General features: G+C 69.0%; 17 protein-coding genes. 12 read left to right on the forward strand and 5 right to left on the reverse strand.

Annotated elements, in window-relative coordinates:
- Positions 1 to 72: 72 nt before the first annotated feature.
- Positions 73 to 1101 carry an ABC transporter substrate-binding protein gene (locus ACIQTU_RS04230; protein WP_400542777.1) on the reverse strand — a complete coding sequence of 343 codons (1029 nt, stop codon included), beginning with the start codon at positions 1099 to 1101 and terminating at the stop codon, positions 73 to 75.
- A gap of 712 nt (positions 1102 to 1813) precedes the next feature.
- Here ACIQTU_RS04230 and ACIQTU_RS04235 point away from each other — a divergent pair.
- The 3 genes from ACIQTU_RS04235 (at position 1814) to ACIQTU_RS04245 (ending at position 4552) form a co-directional block, all read left to right on the forward strand.
- A complete protein-coding gene (locus ACIQTU_RS04235) occupies positions 1814 to 2905 on the forward strand; it encodes a DUF5694 domain-containing protein (protein WP_400542779.1) in 1092 nt (363 codons plus the stop codon).
- A gap of 154 nt (positions 2906 to 3059) precedes the next feature.
- Positions 3060 to 4133 carry a ribosome small subunit-dependent GTPase A gene (rsgA, locus tag ACIQTU_RS04240; protein ID WP_400542782.1) on the forward strand — a complete coding sequence of 358 codons (1074 nt, stop codon included), beginning with the start codon at positions 3060 to 3062 and terminating at the stop codon, positions 4131 to 4133.
- A 92-nt stretch (positions 4134 to 4225) separates the two neighbouring features.
- Entirely contained in the window at positions 4226 to 4552 is a 327-nt protein-coding gene (locus ACIQTU_RS04245; protein WP_400542785.1) for a hypothetical protein, read from the forward strand.
- 68 nt (positions 4553 to 4620) lie between these two features.
- Here the strand turns inward: ACIQTU_RS04245 and ACIQTU_RS04250 are convergent, their stop codons facing one another.
- Positions 4621 to 6435, reverse strand: a complete 1815-nt coding sequence (locus ACIQTU_RS04250; protein WP_400542788.1) for an ABC-F family ATP-binding cassette domain-containing protein — start codon at positions 6433 to 6435, stop codon at positions 4621 to 4623.
- A 108-nt stretch (positions 6436 to 6543) separates the two neighbouring features.
- On the opposite strand from ACIQTU_RS04250, the gene ACIQTU_RS04255 reads away from it, so the two are divergent.
- A complete protein-coding gene (locus ACIQTU_RS04255) occupies positions 6544 to 7137 on the forward strand; it encodes a TetR/AcrR family transcriptional regulator (protein ID WP_400542791.1) in 594 nt (197 codons plus the stop codon).
- Complete coding sequence (locus ACIQTU_RS04260; protein WP_400542796.1) at positions 7134 to 7472, forward strand: DMT family transporter; 339 nt, start codon at positions 7134 to 7136, stop codon at positions 7470 to 7472. The genes ACIQTU_RS04255 and ACIQTU_RS04260 overlap by 4 nt, the downstream gene beginning before the upstream one ends.
- A 164-nt stretch (positions 7473 to 7636) precedes the next feature.
- On the opposite strand, the gene ACIQTU_RS04265 is transcribed toward ACIQTU_RS04260, so the two are convergent.
- A complete protein-coding gene (locus tag ACIQTU_RS04265; protein ID WP_400542799.1) occupies positions 7637 to 7996 on the reverse strand; it encodes an endonuclease domain-containing protein in 360 nt (119 codons plus the stop codon).
- A gap of 79 nt (positions 7997 to 8075) precedes the next feature.
- On the opposite strand from ACIQTU_RS04265, the gene ACIQTU_RS04270 reads away from it, so the two are divergent.
- The 7 genes from ACIQTU_RS04270 (at position 8076) to ACIQTU_RS04300 (ending at position 14570) form a co-directional block, all read left to right on the forward strand.
- On the forward strand, positions 8076 to 8546 hold the full coding sequence (locus ACIQTU_RS04270) for a YcgN family cysteine cluster protein (protein ID WP_400542802.1): 471 nt from the start codon (positions 8076 to 8078) through the stop codon (positions 8544 to 8546).
- 54 nt (positions 8547 to 8600) lie between these two features.
- Positions 8601 to 11015: an ATP-binding protein gene (locus ACIQTU_RS04275; protein ID WP_400542805.1), complete on the forward strand. Its 2415-nt coding sequence runs from the start codon at positions 8601 to 8603 to the stop codon at positions 11013 to 11015.
- Positions 11016 to 11136: 121 nt separating this feature from the next.
- Positions 11137 to 11574 carry a hypothetical protein gene (locus ACIQTU_RS04280; RefSeq protein WP_400542808.1) on the forward strand — a complete coding sequence of 146 codons (438 nt, stop codon included), beginning with the start codon at positions 11137 to 11139 and terminating at the stop codon, positions 11572 to 11574.
- Entirely contained in the window at positions 11465 to 12718 is a 1254-nt protein-coding gene (locus tag ACIQTU_RS04285) for a DNA-packaging protein (protein WP_400542811.1), read from the forward strand. Before ACIQTU_RS04280 ends, ACIQTU_RS04285 begins: the two co-directional genes overlap by 110 nt.
- A gap of 24 nt (positions 12719 to 12742) precedes the next feature.
- Positions 12743 to 13921 carry a phage portal protein gene (locus ACIQTU_RS04290; RefSeq protein WP_400542814.1) on the forward strand — a complete coding sequence of 393 codons (1179 nt, stop codon included), beginning with the start codon at positions 12743 to 12745 and terminating at the stop codon, positions 13919 to 13921.
- Positions 13921 to 14145 carry a hypothetical protein gene (locus tag ACIQTU_RS04295; RefSeq protein WP_400542817.1) on the forward strand — a complete coding sequence of 75 codons (225 nt, stop codon included), beginning with the start codon at positions 13921 to 13923 and terminating at the stop codon, positions 14143 to 14145. Before ACIQTU_RS04290 ends, ACIQTU_RS04295 begins: the two co-directional genes overlap by 1 nt.
- Positions 14145 to 14570 carry an HK97 family phage prohead protease gene (locus ACIQTU_RS04300; RefSeq protein WP_400542820.1) on the forward strand — a complete coding sequence of 142 codons (426 nt, stop codon included), beginning with the start codon at positions 14145 to 14147 and terminating at the stop codon, positions 14568 to 14570. The genes ACIQTU_RS04295 and ACIQTU_RS04300 overlap by 1 nt, the downstream gene beginning before the upstream one ends.
- Here the strand turns inward: ACIQTU_RS04300 and ACIQTU_RS04305 are convergent.
- Positions 14565 to 15203, reverse strand: a complete 639-nt coding sequence (locus ACIQTU_RS04305; RefSeq protein WP_400542823.1) for a hypothetical protein — start codon at positions 15201 to 15203, stop codon at positions 14565 to 14567. The genes ACIQTU_RS04300 and ACIQTU_RS04305 overlap by 6 nt on opposite strands.
- Entirely contained in the window at positions 15203 to 15883 is a 681-nt protein-coding gene (locus ACIQTU_RS04310) for a hypothetical protein (RefSeq protein WP_400542826.1), read from the reverse strand. The genes ACIQTU_RS04305 and ACIQTU_RS04310 overlap by 1 nt, the downstream gene beginning before the upstream one ends.
- Positions 15884 to 15915 lie beyond the last annotated feature (32 nt).

Here is a 15915-nt window from a genome sequence, read left to right on the forward strand (position 1 = left end):
GGCCTCCTGAAAAGAGACGGTGGTAAGGGGGCAGACTAGGCCGTGACGGCTTAATCCGCTGCTAACAGGCGCTCAGCTGCGTCCGGGCAGGTACTGGACGGTGAAGGCCTCGCGCCAGTCGGGGGGCGAGGGATAGGCGGCCTCGGTCTGTTCGGCGAAGGCCTGCCAGCGTTCGGCGGTCATGGTGCCCAGGCCGTAGAGGGCGGCGTCGCCGCCGTCGACCACGGCCTCGGTCCGCAGGCTGTCGCGCACGGCGTTCAGCAGGCGCTGGTTCAGATCGGGGTTGGCGCGGCGGATCAGGGCGTCGGCCTTGCTGCCGTCGCCGTGGACGTAGTCGCGCCAGCCCTCGACCGAGGCGGCGATGAAGTCGCGCAGGGCCCGGGCGTTGTCGCGGGCGAAGGCGTTGGGGGCCAGGACCAGGCTGGAATAGGAGGGGTAGCCGTCGTCGGCGGGGATCAGGACACGGGGGTCAAAGCCGGTCTCGCGCGCGATCAGCGTCGGATCGCCCGCCGTCAGCCGTCCGACCAGCACCGACTTGGGATCCTCGCGGAAGGCCTTGAGGTTGTCTTCGGGGGTGCCGGGTTTGGCCTGATCGGGCGCCAGCTCGAAGCGTGTCCGCAGCCAGTTCCAGAAGCCCGCGTGATCGGCGGGGCTCATCAGGATGGGCCTGTCGCGCAGGGCGGACAGGGTCTCCAACGGTTGGTTGGGCCGGGCCATCAGGACCACGGGGTCCTTCTGCAGGAAGGCGGCGACCGCCTTGACGGGGGCACGATCGGCGATCAGCCGCATGGGGGCGAAGCTGTCGACGCCGACGGCCAGTTCCACGGCGCTGGCGGCGAGCAGGGCAGGGACGTCGGCGCCTGCCGCACCGGTCAGGATCTCGACGTTCAGGCCGCGTCGTTCATAGGCTCCGGTCGCGATCGCCTGATAGAAGCCCCCGTGGGCGGCGGTGACCGGCCCTCCGGCGGCGAGGCGCAGGCGCACCCGGCCGGATTCATCGACCGGCGCCTCGGCGCGGCCGCAGGCGGACAGAGCGCCTGCGGCGGTCAGGCCGGCGGCGCCCAGCAGCAGATTGCGGCGGGAGAGGCGGTCGAAGGTCATTGACTGACGGTTTAGGGGGCGGCGGCGGACTTGGAAAGGTCGGCGGCGCCGCACTGCACACCCGAATTGAGCGAGGGGACGCGATCCTGAACCGCCCGAAGGCAGGCCCGCGATCACGTCCCCTCGCCAAGTCCGGGTTGGACCTGGCCGGATGGGTCAGGGCCTGGCCTCGACTTCCGGGCGGACCCGGCGGCGTCGGCTGGTCTCCTGGCGGCTCCTGGTCGTGTCGGGCGCGTCGTCGGGACGCGTCGTCTTCGATCCCGGCCCGGTTCTCCACAACCCCTGCGCCGAGGCGCTGAAAGATCGGGAGCCTGTGGCCCTGCCTCGGTGTTTCCGCGTCCTTCGAAAAGGCCCGGAACCCTGGGTCAGAGAGCCGGACCGACCCGCTTGAAACCCTGTGTCCCATTGCTGGTTCAGGCTTCCCGCGCCGTCGTGTCCCTCGGCCTGATGAGGGTCTGACGAACGAGGGTTTCTGGCAAGCGGGCGATTCGGCGCCCTGTGGGCAAGTGGTCCGCCCGCGGTGGGCAAACCTGTTGATGGCTGTGGAGCGATACGATTCACGACGTCGGATCAGGGGCGTGGCGGCATCCACAGGAAAGGCGCGGGCGATCAAAGATGAGCGGGAATTAACGGGGCGGCGAACGCGGGTTCGTCTAACGGTCCCGCTTGAGCCGTCGTGGGCGGCGCCGTCGATCCTACAAGGTTGCGTACTGTGAAATCTGTCCGTTCTTCCGCCGGCCTTCTGGCCCTGGGCGTCGCCCTCGCCCTGACGGGGGCCGCCGCCGCCCAGACCTATCGTCCCGCCTTCCACCCGGACCAGCTGAAGGGGCCGCCCGCGGGGCCGCTCAATCAGGTGCTGGTGGTGGGTTCGCCCCACCTGGCCCAGATGGGCGACGCGGTGCGCGCCGACATGCTGCCGCCCTTGCTGGATCGTCTGGCGGCCTGGGCGCCCGAGGTGATCGCCATCGAGAACGTCTCGGGCCTGCAATGCGACGCCATGCGCCGCTATCCGCAGCGATACGCCATGTCGATCAGCGACTATTGCGAGGACGCCAGCCACGCCGGGCAGCAGACCGGATTGGACGTCCCGGCGGCCAACGCCGAGGCCGAGCGCCTGCTGGCGGAATGGCCGGCGGCGCCGACGCCTGAGCAGCGTCGCCGTCTGGCGGCGGTCTTCCTGGCGGCGGGCGAGCCGACCTCGGCCTTCGTCCAATGGCTGCGCCTGGCCCCGGCCGACCGCCGCGAGGGCGAAGGGCTGGACGCCCAGCTGGTCGCGCAGTTGAACAAGCAACTGGACAGCATCAACGAGAGCGATTCCGTCGCCGCCATCCTGGCCGCCCGTCTGGGACTGGAGCGGGTGTGGAGCGTCGATGACCACTCGGCCGATCGGTATCCGGCGGACATCAAGGGCTTCGTCCGGGCCATCCGCCAGGTCTGGAACAATCCGGCGAGCGAAGAGCGCAAGACGGCGGAGGCGCCGTTCGAGGCTGGGCTGTCGCAGCCCGACGGCCTGCTGAACCTCTATCGCTACTACAACAGCGCCGAGGCGATGCGCCGGGCCTATGAGAGCGACTTCGGCGCGGCCCAGAAGGACCCGTCGCCCGAAGGCTTCGGCCGGATGTACCTGGCCGCCTATGAGACGCGGAACCTGCGCATGGTCGCCAATATGCGCGACGTCATGGGGGTGAAGCCGGGCGTGAAGATGCTGACCCTCGTGGGCGCCTCGCACAAGGGCTACTACGAGGCCTATCTGAACCAGATGCACGACGTGGTGCTGGCGGACGTGAACGAGGTGCTGCGCTGACGCAGGCGAGGGGCGCGGCGCTGTTCAGCAGCGTGGCCTGACGCTGAAATTGGCAGGGCATCCGCCAGGTGACTGTTCGCCGCCGGCCAACGGGCCCATAGAAAGGGCCACGACCAGCCGGCGGCAGGTCGCCCGAGGATAGGATGCCCCTTACTTGATCGAGCAATACGGATGGTCCGATCTGCTGGCGGAGGCCTTTGCCCCGCACGCGCGCGCAGGCCACACGCCTGGACGGGTCGTGCTTCAGCAGCGGGACGGCTATCTGGTCATCACTGATCGAGGCGAGGTGCGGGCCAAGGCCTCGGGCCGCCTGCTGCACGAGGCCAGGGAGTTGGGCCACCCGGCTGTTGGCGACTGGGTGGCGCTGTCACAGAACGCCCAGGAACGCACCGCCACCATCCACGCCATCCTGCCGCGCAGCACAGCCTTTGTTCGCCGGGCGGCGCACAGCGCACGCGGTTTGCAGATTATCGCCGCCAATATCGACGTGGCCTTTATCGTCACTTCGCTGAACGCCGACCTCAATCCGCGCCGGATCCAGCGCTATCTCGCCGCCGCATGGCAGAGCGGCGCACGGCCCGTGGTGGTGTTGACGAAAGCCGACCTCAGCAACGATCCCCAGGCCCAGGCGGCCGAGATCGCTGCTCTGGAGGTCGATTGCCCGGTGCTGCTGGTTTCCGCCCGCGAGGGCGTCGGTCTCGATGCGCTGCTGGCCGAGGTCAAGCCGGGCGAGACCTGTGTGCTGATCGGCTCGTCCGGCGTCGGCAAGTCAACCCTGGTCAACGCCTTTCTGAACGAGGACCGGATGGCGACGCAGGCTATTCGAGAGGCCGACGATCAGGGGCGTCACACGACCAGTCACCGCGAGCTGGTCCTGCTGCCTGGCGGGGGCATGATCGTCGATACGCCCGGCATTCGCGAAGTAGGGCTGATCGACGCCGACGAAGGGGTCAGCGCGGTGTTCGACGACATCGAGCGTCTGCCTCAGGACTGCCGCTTCAGCGACTGCGGCCACGCCAACGAACCCGGTTGCGCAGTCCGGGCCGCGCTGGAGAGCGGGGCGCTGGACCCCGACCGCTGGGCGCACTTCCTCAAGTTGAAGCTCGAATCGGCGGCGGCCGAAGAGAGGGCGGAACGCGTGGCCAAGGACGCTGAGCGTCGTCGCCTTGCGGGGCTTCAGAAGCATTACCGCGCCACCAAGCGGAACAACCGGGGTTCGCGGGATTGATCTGCAGCGATCACCGGATCGTTTGCCGAAACTAGGCGGCTTCGGACGGCAAACGGGTTAGGGGTGGGGTTCCACCCCCAAGAGAGATGACCATGCCCGCATATACAATCGTCACCACCAGCGCGACCGAAGGCAGCGAGGCGGCCGAGGTCAACACGCTGACCGATGATTTCGCCAATGAGAGCGAAGCCGTGGGCTATTCGCGCCGCATGGCTGAAGAGATGATCGGCATGGCCGGTCAACTGCTGCTGGACTTCGACTACAGCAATGTCAGCCTCTATGATGGGGACCTGCTGGAAGAAGACCTGGAGCCTGAGCACGCCGCCTTCATCGGCATGTGGGTGCTGGACAACGAGGGCGCCGCCTTCGTCTCCGCCGAAGAATACCGGGCGGAAGAAGCCGAGTCGGAGCCCGCGTAACCAGGCAAACGGCGGTCGTCAGGGACGTTCATCGCTCCTGACGACTCGCTGCGGCGGCGGCAGGGAGATCACCCCGCCAGGGCCGCCTTTTTCTCTTCCAGCTCCAGCCAGTCCAGTTCGGCGGCCTCGAGGTCAGCGCGGGCCTTGTCCGCGGCCTTCATGGCGCGGTCGAAGGCGGCGGGGTCGCGGGTGTAGAGGCTCTGGTCGGCCAGGATGGCGTCCTGTTTCGCGATCTCGACCGGCAGGGTCTCCATCAGCTTCTCGACCTCTTCCAGACGGCGCGCGTCCTTGTAGGACAGCTTGACTGTCTTTTTGGGGGCGCGGTCAGAAGGCTCCGCCTTCTCGACCCGACGCGCCCCTGGCGCGCTCTCGGCGTGGGTCGGGGGCGGGGCGAGGAAGGTCGGGTTCTGGCGCAGGAAGTCCTGCCAGCCGCCGGGGGTTTCGACGATGTCGCCGCGCCCGTTCATGGCGATGGTCGAGGTGGCCAGGCGGTCGACGAAGTCGCGGTCGTGGCTGACCAGGATCAGGGTGCCGTCATAGCCCTCGAGCAGCTCTTCCAGCTTGTCGAGCGTGTCCATGTCGAGGTCGTTGGTCGGTTCGTCGAGGACCAGCATGTTGGCGGGCTTGGCCAGGGCGCGGGCCAGCAGCAGGCGGTTGCGCTCGCCGCCCGACAGGGTGGAGATCGGCTGGCGCAGCTGGCTTTCCTGGAACAGGAAGTCCTTGGCGTAGGCGGCGACGTGCTTGGAGAAGCCGCGCACGAGGATGCTGTCGCCGCCGCCCGGCGTCAGGGCGTCCCACAGGGTCATGTCCGACTTCAGCCCCTCGCGCGACTGATCCAGATAGACGGGCTCCAGATTGGCGCCGAGGCGGACGGAGCCCTCGTCCGGGGTCAACTCGCCCAGCAGGGTCTTGACCAGGGTGGTCTTGCCCGCGCCGTTGGGGCCGACGATGGCCAGACGGTCGCCGCGCATGACGCGGGTGGTCAGGTTCTTGAAGATGGTGCGGTCCCCAAAGACCTTGGACACGCCCTTCAGCTCGGCCACCAGCTTGCCGGACACGGCGCCGGAATCGACGCCCAGATAGAGGTCGCGCGGGACGTCCTTCATCTTCTCGGCGCGTTCGGCGCGCAGGGCGGCCAGGTTGCGGGCGCGGCCCTCGTTGCGGGTGCGCCGCGCGGTGATGGAGCGGTAGAAGGTCTCGGTCTCGCGCTCGATGGTTTTCGTCAGCTTTTCGAGGGCGAGAGCCTCTTCTTCCTGAACCTTGGCGGCCCAGTCGTCGAAGGCGTCGAAGCCCTTGTTCAGGGTGCGGACGCGGCGGTTGTCCAGCCAGTGGACGGTGTTCGTCACCTTGTTCAGGAAGGCGCGGTCGTGGCTGACCACCAGGACGGCGAAGCGGGCCTGGACCAGCTCGTTCTCCAGCAGTTCGATGGCCAGGATGTCTAGGTGGTTGGTCGGCTCGTCGAGCAAGAGGACGTCGGGTTCCTCGGCGAAGGCCTTGGCCAGGGCGGCGCGGCGGGTCTCGCCGCCCGACAGGTTCTGCGCCGGCTTTTCCGGGTCGAGGCCGAAGGTGGTCAGCCAGCTCTCGGCGGTCCAGCGCTCGGCCCCGCCCGAGGCGGCGTAGTCCAGCAGGGTGTCGCCGGTGATCTCCGGTTCCTGCGCCACATAGGCGAAACGGGTGCCGGCCTGGACGGCGCGGTCGCCGCTGTCCGGCTCGATCAGGCCCATGGCGACCTTCATCAGGGTCGACTTGCCGGCCCCGTTGCGGCCGACGACGGCGGCGCGGCTGCGTGGCTCGATCGCCAGATCGACCCCGTCGAACAGCGGGCGCTGGCCGTCCTGGAGGCGGACGTCCTTGAGAGCGACGAGAGGGGGGCGAGCAGCCATGAAGACGATGCGACCGGTAAAGCGGGAGGAAGGGCCGTCCCTATAGACCGAAGGGGGTGCGACAAGCCATCGCTTGATAACATACCGTCTGGACGGTATCGAAATCCTATGGACGCTCAGACCCGCCGCCGCTCGCCCCAGGCCACCCGCGCCGAGATCATCGACATGGCCATCGAGGTGGCCGCCGAGAAGGGGGCGCTGGGCTTTACCCTGGATGCGGTGGTGGACCGACTACCGTTCAGCAAGGGCGCCTTGCTGCATCACTTTCCCAACAAGCAGGTCCTGCTGGAAGGGATGATCGACCATCTGGGCCAGATGATGGTCGATGAGGTGCTGGCCGAGGCGGTGAAGGACCCGGAGCCCTATGGCCGCAATGCGCGGGCCTATCTGCGCACCGTGGTCAACGACCCGGTGACGCCGCGCGACGTCAGCATCGGCCGGGCTGTGCTGGCCGCCTGCGCCGTGCGGACCCCGCTGGCGGCGCGCTGGAAGATGTGGATCGCGAAGATCAGCGCCGACGACCCCACTGATCCCGTGGGGGCGGACGACGCCCTGATGCTGCGGCTGATGGCCGACGGCCTGTGGATGTCGGACCTGTTCGGCACCCATGAGGTGTCGCGCGAGCAGCGCAGGGCCCTGCTGTCTTTCATGACGCCGGGGACGCAGTTGCGCGAGGCGCCTGCCCCCGGGGCCGCTGAATGAACCCGGTGACCTGGGCGGCCCTGCTGGGCGCCATCGGCTTCGAGGTCATGGGCACGACCCTGTTGCAGCAGTCGCAGCAGTTCACCCGGCCCTGGCCGACGGCGGGGCTGGCGGTTTGCTACGGCCTGGCCTTCTACCTGCTGACCATTGCGCTGAAGCAGATGCCGGTGGGGCTGGCCTACGCCATCTGGAGCGGGCTGGGGGTGGTGCTGATTTCGGTGATCGGCCTGTTCCTGTTCAAGCAGAAGCTGGACCTGCCGGCCGTCATTGGCCTGGTGATGATCGTGGGCGGGGTGGTGGTGATCAACCTGTTCTCGAAGAGCGTGACACACTGAATCTTCAATCCTCCCCTGCGCAGCGGGGGAGGGGGACCGCCGAAGGCGGTGGAGGGGGCGAGCCACGAACGCGGCGCTCTGATTGCCTGAACGCCTGCCCGTTTCGGCCCCCTCCAGCATGCTGCGTATGGTCCCCCTCTCCCGTGAACGGGGAGGATCACGGGTTAACGTGTGCGGTACAGGACGAGGGTCCAGATGGAATGGGCGACGGCGTCAGCGTCTTTCAGTACGTCAGCGGCGGTGAAGCGGATGACTTCGATCCCTTGCGAACGCAGCCAGGCGTCGCGACGGTCATCGTGGACGGGCGTTTGTCCTGTGCCGTGGATCAGGCCGTCCACTTCGATGGCGAGGTGAAGGCGGGCGCAGTAGAAGTCGAGGATGTAGGGGCCGATCGGGTGCTGGCGACGAAAGCTCGGCAGCCCTTCGCGGCGCGCACGCAGCCGAGTCCAGAGCGCGGTTTCGGGCGGCGTCATCGCGCGACGCAGACTCCGGGCGCGTTTTTCTGTAAGGAGCGGCGCTCTCATGGCTCAGCGTATGCACAGTTCCGCCCCCTCCACCATGCTTCGCATGGTCCCCCTCCCCCGCTGCGCAGGGGAGGATTGAATGGAGCGTCCCTTCTGGGAAACAACACCGCTGACGGAGATGTCGGCGACCGAGTGGGAGAGCCTGTGCGACGGGTGCGGCCTGTGCTGCGTCATTCGCTTCGAGGACGAGAACACCGGCGAGATCGTACCGACGCGGGTGCACTGCAAGCTGTTCGATCCGGACCGCTGCACCTGCTCGGACTACGCCAACCGGCAGGAGCACGTGCCGGACTGCATCAAGCTGACGCCCGGAAAGATCGGCGGACTGCGCTGGTTGCCGCTGTCGTGCGGCTATCGCCGGGTGCATGAGGGGCGGGGCCTGGCCTGGTGGCATCCGTTGGTCTCGGGCGATCCCGAGACGGTGCATACGGCGGGCGTGTCGATCCGCCGGCAGACGATTTCCGAGACGGCCCTGGCCACCGAGGAGGACGCCCTGGACTTCGAGGCGCCGGAATGGATGGTCGAACGCGGGTCGAAAAACCCCGGCTGATAACGTTTCGTTCGCCCGTATCGGCGAGAAGGAAGGCTACGGGAGGGGTCGCCTTTGTCATTCACCACCAAGAGCATCGAGGCGCTCGACGCCCCGGCCGGGCCGTTCCACCGGCTGGTCGACCTGGCGGCGACGGTGTTCGACTGCCGGGCGGCGGTGGTGACCCTGTTGACGCCGACCGAGGCCATTATCCGCTCCAACGCCGGATTGTGCGCCGCGCGGACGCCGCGGGAGAACAGCCTGGCGCCCCTGGTGACGGAGATGGGCCCCGGGGCGGTGCTGGTGATCCCGGACACGACGCAGGATCCGCGCGTCAGGGACCATCCGATCGTCACGGGGGAGGCTCACCTGAGGTTCTTCGCCGCCGCGACCGTGTGCGGACCGGACGGTCTGCCGATCGGGGCGCTGAGCGTCCTGCATGACCACAGCCTGCCGGCGCCGAGCGACCGGGAGCTGGAGCAGCTCAGGCTGTTGGCCGGGATGGCCGACGACATCATCGCCGGCATCGAAGCGGCGCGCATCCGCGACGAGCGTCTGGAGACGCTGCGGCTGGTCGAGCAGATGTCGGGCGTCGGCCACTGGCGGCTGGAGCGCAACACCGGCGTCGTCGAGTGGTCGGATGAGGTCTATCGCATCCACGGGGTCGAGCGGGACAGCTTCGACCCTAATCTGCACAGCGCGCTGGACTTCTATGTCGAGGGCGATCGTCAGACCCTGGCGGACCTGATCCAGCGGGGGATCGAGGTCGGCGAGGGCTATCTGGCCAAGTTGCAGATCGTGCGGCCTGACGGCGAGGAGCGGCGGGTCCTGACCCATGCCGAGACCGAGGTCGACGAGACGGGCCGGGTCATCGCCATGTTCGGCGTCTTCCAGGACGTGACCGAGCAGGAGCGGGTTCTGGCGCGGGCGCGGCGTGACGAGGGGCGGTACCGCCTGCTGGCCGAGAACGTCGGCGACGTCATCACCCGTGTGAAGATGGACGGGTCGAGCAAGTACATCTCGCCGGCCATCCAGCAACTGCTGGGCTGGACCTTCGAGGAGATGAGCGGCCAGTCGACGGACTATGTCTATCGCGAAGACCGGCATCTGGTGCTGGGGGCCATCGGCGAGGCGGTGAAGACCGGGACGCCGACCCGCCTGGAGCACCGGGCGGTGCACAAGAACGGCACGGTCATCTGGGTCGAGTGCACTTTCAAGGCGCTGAAGGACGAGAACGGCCACGTCGACGACGTGGTGGTGGTGATCCGCGACATGACCCAGCGCAAGGTGCTGGAAGACGAGGTCATCGAGGCCAAGGAGCGGGCCGAGAAGGCCGCCCAGGCCAAGAGCGAATTCCTGGCCAACATGAGCCATGAGCTGCGGACGCCCCTGACCAGTGTGATCGGCTTCTCGGGCCTGTTGCAGGGTTCGGAAGCCCTGCCGGACGAGGAGCGCACCTACGTCGAGCGGATCGCCACGGCGTCCGAGGCCCTGCTGGGGGTGATCAATGACATTCTCGACTATTCCAAGCTGGAAGCGAACGCGATCGAGATGGACCCCGAGCCCTTCCAGGTCGCGGCCCTGGTGGACGGGGCGGCGGCCATCGTCGAGGGGCAGTGCCAGGCCAAGGGGCTGAGCCTCAAGGTGGTGGCCGACGCCTCCATGCCCGAGGTGCTGACCGGGGACGCCGGGCGGCTGCGGCAGGTGATGCTGAACTTCCTGTCCAATGCGGTGAAGTTCACCGGCAAGGGCGGGGTGACGCTGCGGGTCGGCGGGCGGCCCGAGGGCGACGGCCGCTGGCGGTTGCGGGTGGCGGTGACCGACACCGGCATCGGCATTCCAGCGGAGAAGATCGAGGTTCTGTTCGAGCGTTTCTCGCAGGCTGACGCCTCGACCACGCGGGTCTATGGCGGAACCGGGCTGGGCCTGGCGATCTCGCGGCGGCTGATCGAGATCATGGGCGGCGAAATCGGGGTCGACAGCAAGCCGGGCGAGGGGGCGACCTTCTGGTTCGAGACGCCGCTGACCCAGGGCGGGGCGGTCGGAGGACTGGCCGGCGGCGAGGACGCCATGGCCGCGCCGGGCGGCATGGCCGGCGGGCGCATCTTGATGGCCGACGACGCGCCGGGGAACCGGGAGCTGGTCAGCGCCATCCTGCGCGGACTGGGGCTGGAGATCGATACGGTCTGCGACGGCGCCGAGGCGGTGCAGGCCATGCAGACGGGGGCCTATGACCTGGTGCTGATGGACGTGCACATGCCGGTCATGGACGGGCTGGCGGCGACGCGGGAGATCCGGCGGATGCAGGCGGGGATGGGGCATCGCACGCCGATCCTGGCGCTGACGGCCAACGTCCAGGCGGATCAGGTGGCGCGCTGCCTTGATGCGGGCATGGACGGGCATCTGGCCAAGCCGATCCAGATCCCGGAGCTGGCGGGGGCCCTGGCCCACTGGCTGGCGGGCGGCGATCCGGCGGCCCTGGCGAGCTGATCTGGCGCTATCGTTCGGCGGCTGTCGCAATCGGCGGGCGCAAACCCTGTAAATTTCCGGGATTGATCCGTGCTCGCGGCTGTTCGCCAGCCTGACGACGCTGCTCGGCTATGGTTCAGGCATGGCGGGAAAAGCGGATGAGACCGAGTGGCTGGAGGCGGTGTTCGACCGGCTGAAGGCCCTGACCGACGAGGCGATCGCGGTGGTGGCCGCCGCGGAGCCTCCGGCCGACGTGGCCGGGGCCGAGAAGCGGGCGCGGGCTGTGGGCGTTCTGGCGCGGACGGCCAGGGCGGTGGCGGCCCTGCGTTCGCGGCCCGCCCGAAAGACCCCGGATGAGGATGAAATGAGCGAAGACGATCGTGATGTCAGCGACGCCGAACTGGCCGGGCTCCAGGCCGAATTCTTCGCCCGTGTCGATCATCTTGTCGCAGGGTTCGAACGCAAGTCCCTTGCTGCGGGACTGGGTCGAGAGCCTGCCGCGCGAGGACAAGATCCGGGCGCTGCGGGCCGGGATCAGGGCGGCGCCGAGGCTGGCCGAGGACCAGTTCTGGTCGCGTGACGGCGACTGGCGCACCTGGGTGCTGCTGGGCGGGCGGGGGTCGGGCAAGACCTTCGCCGGGGGCTTCTGGCTGAACGAGCTGGCGCGGGAGAAGGACCTGACCTTCGCCCTGGTGGGACCGGCCCTGCACGACGTGCGCGAGGTCATGGTCGAGGGGCCGTCGGGACTGAAGGCGCAGGCGGCGGGCGACAACCGGCCGCGCTGGGAGGCGGGGCGGCGACGGCTAGTCTGGCCGTCGGGTTCAGCCGCCTATGCCTTTTCGGCGGAGGACCCGGACAGTTTGCGGGGGCCGCAGTTTCATGCGGCCTGGGCCGATGAGTTTTGCGCCTGGCGGCACCCTGAGACGACGCTGTCGAACCTGAGGTTCGGGCTGCGGCTGGGGGATGATCCCAAGCTGGCGATCACCACGACGCCGAGGCCGATCGCGGCGCTGCGGCGGTTGCTGGCCGAGCCCGGGGTGGTCAAGGCGCGGCTGGCGACGGCGGCCAATGCGGTCAATCTGTCGCCGGGGTTCCTGTCGCATCTGAAGGCGCTCTACGCCGGGACGCGGCTGGAGGCGCAGGAGATGGAGGGGCTGATCGTCGAGGCCGACGGCGCCCTGTTCCGGGCCGAGGATCTGGCGCGGGCGCGGGGCCATCGCCCAGCGAAGTTCGAGCGGGTAGTGGTGGCGGTGGACCCGCCGGCCAGCGCCCACGGCGACGCCTGCGGCATAGTGGCGGCGGGGAGGAAGGACAAGGTCGGCTACGTGCTGGCGGACCGCTCGGCGCGGGGGCTGTCGCCTGCTGGATGGGCGAAACGCGTGACGGAGACGGCGGCGGAGTTCGGCGCCGATCTGGTGCTGGCCGAGGCCAATCAGGGCGGGGAGATGGTGCGGACCCTGCTGGCCCAGGCGGACTGCGAGGTTCAGATCAGGCTGGTCCACGCCAGCCGCTCGAAGAAGGCGCGGGCCGAGCCGGTAGCCGCCTTGTACGAGCAGGGGCGAGTGGTTCACTGCGGCGCGTTTCCGTCGCTGGAAGAAGAGATGATGGCGCTGGGGAGCGAGGCGGCGGGAGCGAAGAGTCCTGATCGCGCGGACGCCCTGGTGTGGGCTCTGACCCACCTGCTGCTGGCCGGGAAGACGCAACCGAGGCTGCGGGCGCTCTAGCGCTGTATTTTGATGGAGAACCACATGGATTGGCGACGACCGTTCGGTCGGCGGCGCGTGGGCGCGCCTGAAACCAAGGACAGCCGGGCGGGGCCGCTGATCGCCCTGACCGGGGCGGGGCGGGCGCGGTGGACGCCGCGGGATTACGCCCATCTGGCCGAGGAGGGGTTCGCCAAGAACGCCGTGGCCTACCGCTGCGTGCGGATGATCGCGGAGGCGGCGGCCTCGACGCCGCTGGTGGTGATGGTCGGCGGGGTGCGGACGGCGGATCACCCGCTGGCGCGGCTGCTGGCCAAGCCCAATCCCGAGCAGTCGGGCGGGGAGTTGATGGAGGCGGTTTACGGCGCGCTGCAGACGGCGGGCAACGCCTATGTCGAGGCCTCGGGGGACGCCGACGGCGCCAATTCCAGTTCTTGGGCGCCCGACGAGCTTTGGGCCTTGCGCCCCGACCGGGTGAAGGTGGTTCCGGGTCGCGCGGGCTGGCCCGAGGCCTATGAGTATGCGGTCGGCGGGCAGGCGGTGCGGATCGGGCGGCATGGCGACGGCTGGTCGCCGGTCATGCATCTGAAGCTGTTTCACCCGACCGACGATCACTATGGCTTTTCACCGCTGGAGGCGGCGGCCTTCGCCATCGACGTGCACAACGCCTCGGGGGCCTGGAACAAGGCGCTGCTGGACAATGCGGCGCGGCCGAGCGGCGCGCTGGTCTATGGGGCGAAGGACGGCGAGCGGCTGACGGGCGAGCAGTTCGAGGCGCTGAAGGCGGAGCTGGGCGAGGCCCATGCGGGGGCGCGCAACGCCGGGCGGCCTCTGTTGCTGGAAGGCGGGCTGGACTGGAAACCGATGAGCCTGACGCCGCACGACATGGACTTCATCGCCGGCAAGCACGCGGCGGCGCGGGAGATCGCGCTGGCCTTCGGGGTGCCGCCGCAGCTGCTGGGGATTCCGGGCGATGCGACCTACGCCAACTATCGCGAGGCCAACGCCGCCTTCTGGCGCGGGACGGTGATCCCGCTGGTGCGGAAGGCGGCGGGGGCGATGACGGGCTGGCTGGGCGGGCGGTTTACGGACTGTCGCATTGAGCCGGATCTGGACGCGGTTCCGGCCCTGCAGGTTGAGCGCGACGCCCTTTGGGCGCGGCTGAATGCGGCGAGCTTCCTGACGGATGAGGAGCGGCGTCGCATGGCGGGGGTGGGGGCGTGATGGAACAGGTGAAGAAGATCCCGGTCGCCCTGATCGCGGCCCTGCTGGTGCAGACCATCGGCGGCCTGGTCTGGGCGGGCGGGGCGGCGGCGCGGATCGCCACGCTGGAGCAGAGGGTGGGCGAGCAGAGGCTGGTCGCCGAACGGCTGGCGCGGGTGGAGGCCCAGGGCGAGGCGGTGCGGGCGACGGTCGATCGGATCGAGCGGCGGCTGGAGGAGAGGTGATGGAGGCTTCGACGGGACAAGGGGTCGTCATCGAAGGCTACGCCTCGCTGTGGGGCGTGGCCGACTTGAACGGGGACGTCGTGGCGCGCGGCGCCTTCGCCGACAGCCTGGCGAAGACCGGCGCGGGCGGGGTGCGGATGCTGCACCAGCACGAGAGCCGCGCCGTGGTCGGCGTCTGGGACGAGGTGGTCGAGGACGAGCGCGGCCTGCGGGTGCGCGGGCGCATCCACGACTGGTCGGGCGAGGCGCGCTATGCCGCCGCCCTGACGCGGGCGGGGGCGCTGGACGGGCTGTCGATCGGGTTCCGGGCGGCCAGGGCGCGGCGCGACGGGCGCTTAAGGGTGCTGAGCGCGGTCGAGCTGTGGGAGGTGTCGCTGGTGACCTTTCCTATGCTGCCGGGGGCGCGGTTCAGGATGGCTTCATGACCTGAGCGCCGGGAAGGGGCGGCGGCCGGTGGGTTTGGCCTCGGCGACATAGTGATCGTGCATCTGGCGCAGCCAATGCCAGAGGGTGGTGAGCAGGGCCGCTGTCAGCACCAGGACATAGGCGGGCCAGTAGTCGAGCGGCAGGGTCAGGCCGGTCCAGCGGGTCATGAGGCCCAGAGGGTCGCGCAGGAAGGCCAAGGCTATCAGGGCGAGCGAAATCAGGAGGCCGAGGGCCTTGGCAAGGGGCTCAAGGAGGCGAGGGAGCGGCGCGCCGAAATGGGCGATGGCGGCCTGAAGCCAGTCGGGAAGCGTATCGACGGGCGGCTTTTCGGTGATGCCGAGGGCTTCGGCGACGGTGGCGGCGTCGGCTTCCTCGGACATCTGCATGCGCTGGAGCGGCGGCAGGGCGCGGCGACGGGCCTTCTTGGCTGGCCGGGCGAGCAGGCCGACGAGAAAGGGAAGCGCGGCGCCGCCGAATACAACGATGGCGGGCAGAGCGGCGATCAGGAGGGAGTGGCCGTCGCCGGCATGGAGGCTGATGGCGAGGGCGGTGATGGGGATGTACGGCACGCACAGCCAGGCCAGCTTGAGCCGCCATGAGCGTTCGACGGCGTTGAGCCAGGAATGGGTCATCAGTCCGCGCTGAAGGCCGCTTGCATCTCGGTCTGGAGGCTTTGCAGTTCCTCGGCGACGGCCGCGAGGTCGGCCATGCAGGTTTCCATGGTGCGACCAGCGGCGGCAGGCGACGTCTTGCCGCGTTCATAGGCCTCGAGCAACAGGCGGCGGGCTTCGGGATCGCCGCCCTTGTCGAAGCCAGCCCTCATCTGTTCGGCGGTTCCGGCAGGCATGACGGCCTCGCAGGAACCGAGGTTCTCGACCATCCGCAGGACGAGCGCCAAGGCCCGTTCGGCCTGAGCTGCCTGTTCCGGGGTCAGTTCCGAGGCCTGAGCTTCGGCGGACTGTTGCAACTGCTTCGTCTGGGCTTGCAGGTCTCCGGCGGCGGCCACACAGGCTTCCGGGGTGACGGTCCTGGCTTCGGGCGAGGTTTTGCCGCGCTCATAGGCCTGACGCATGTACTCCTGGAAGGCGGCCTGGTCGGCAGTGTCGGTCGGCGAGTTGAACATGGGAGCCAGGTGTTGGCCCAGTTCGGGCATCAGCCGCTCGCAGGCGCCGAGCGTGCCCATGGTGGGGGCTGCATCCGGCATGAGCCGGGCGATGTCCGCCGCCTGTTCCGGCGTCAGGCGCGCCGTCAGCGCCGTGGGCGACTGGACGAGCAGGGCGGCCGACAGGGCGGCGGCGATGACGTTGAACATACTGGAATCCCCCAAGATCGGCGGACGGGTAG

The sequence above is a fragment of the Brevundimonas sp. NPDC090276 genome (assembly GCF_044772165.1).
Classification (GTDB): Bacteria; Pseudomonadota; Alphaproteobacteria; order Caulobacterales; family Caulobacteraceae; genus Brevundimonas.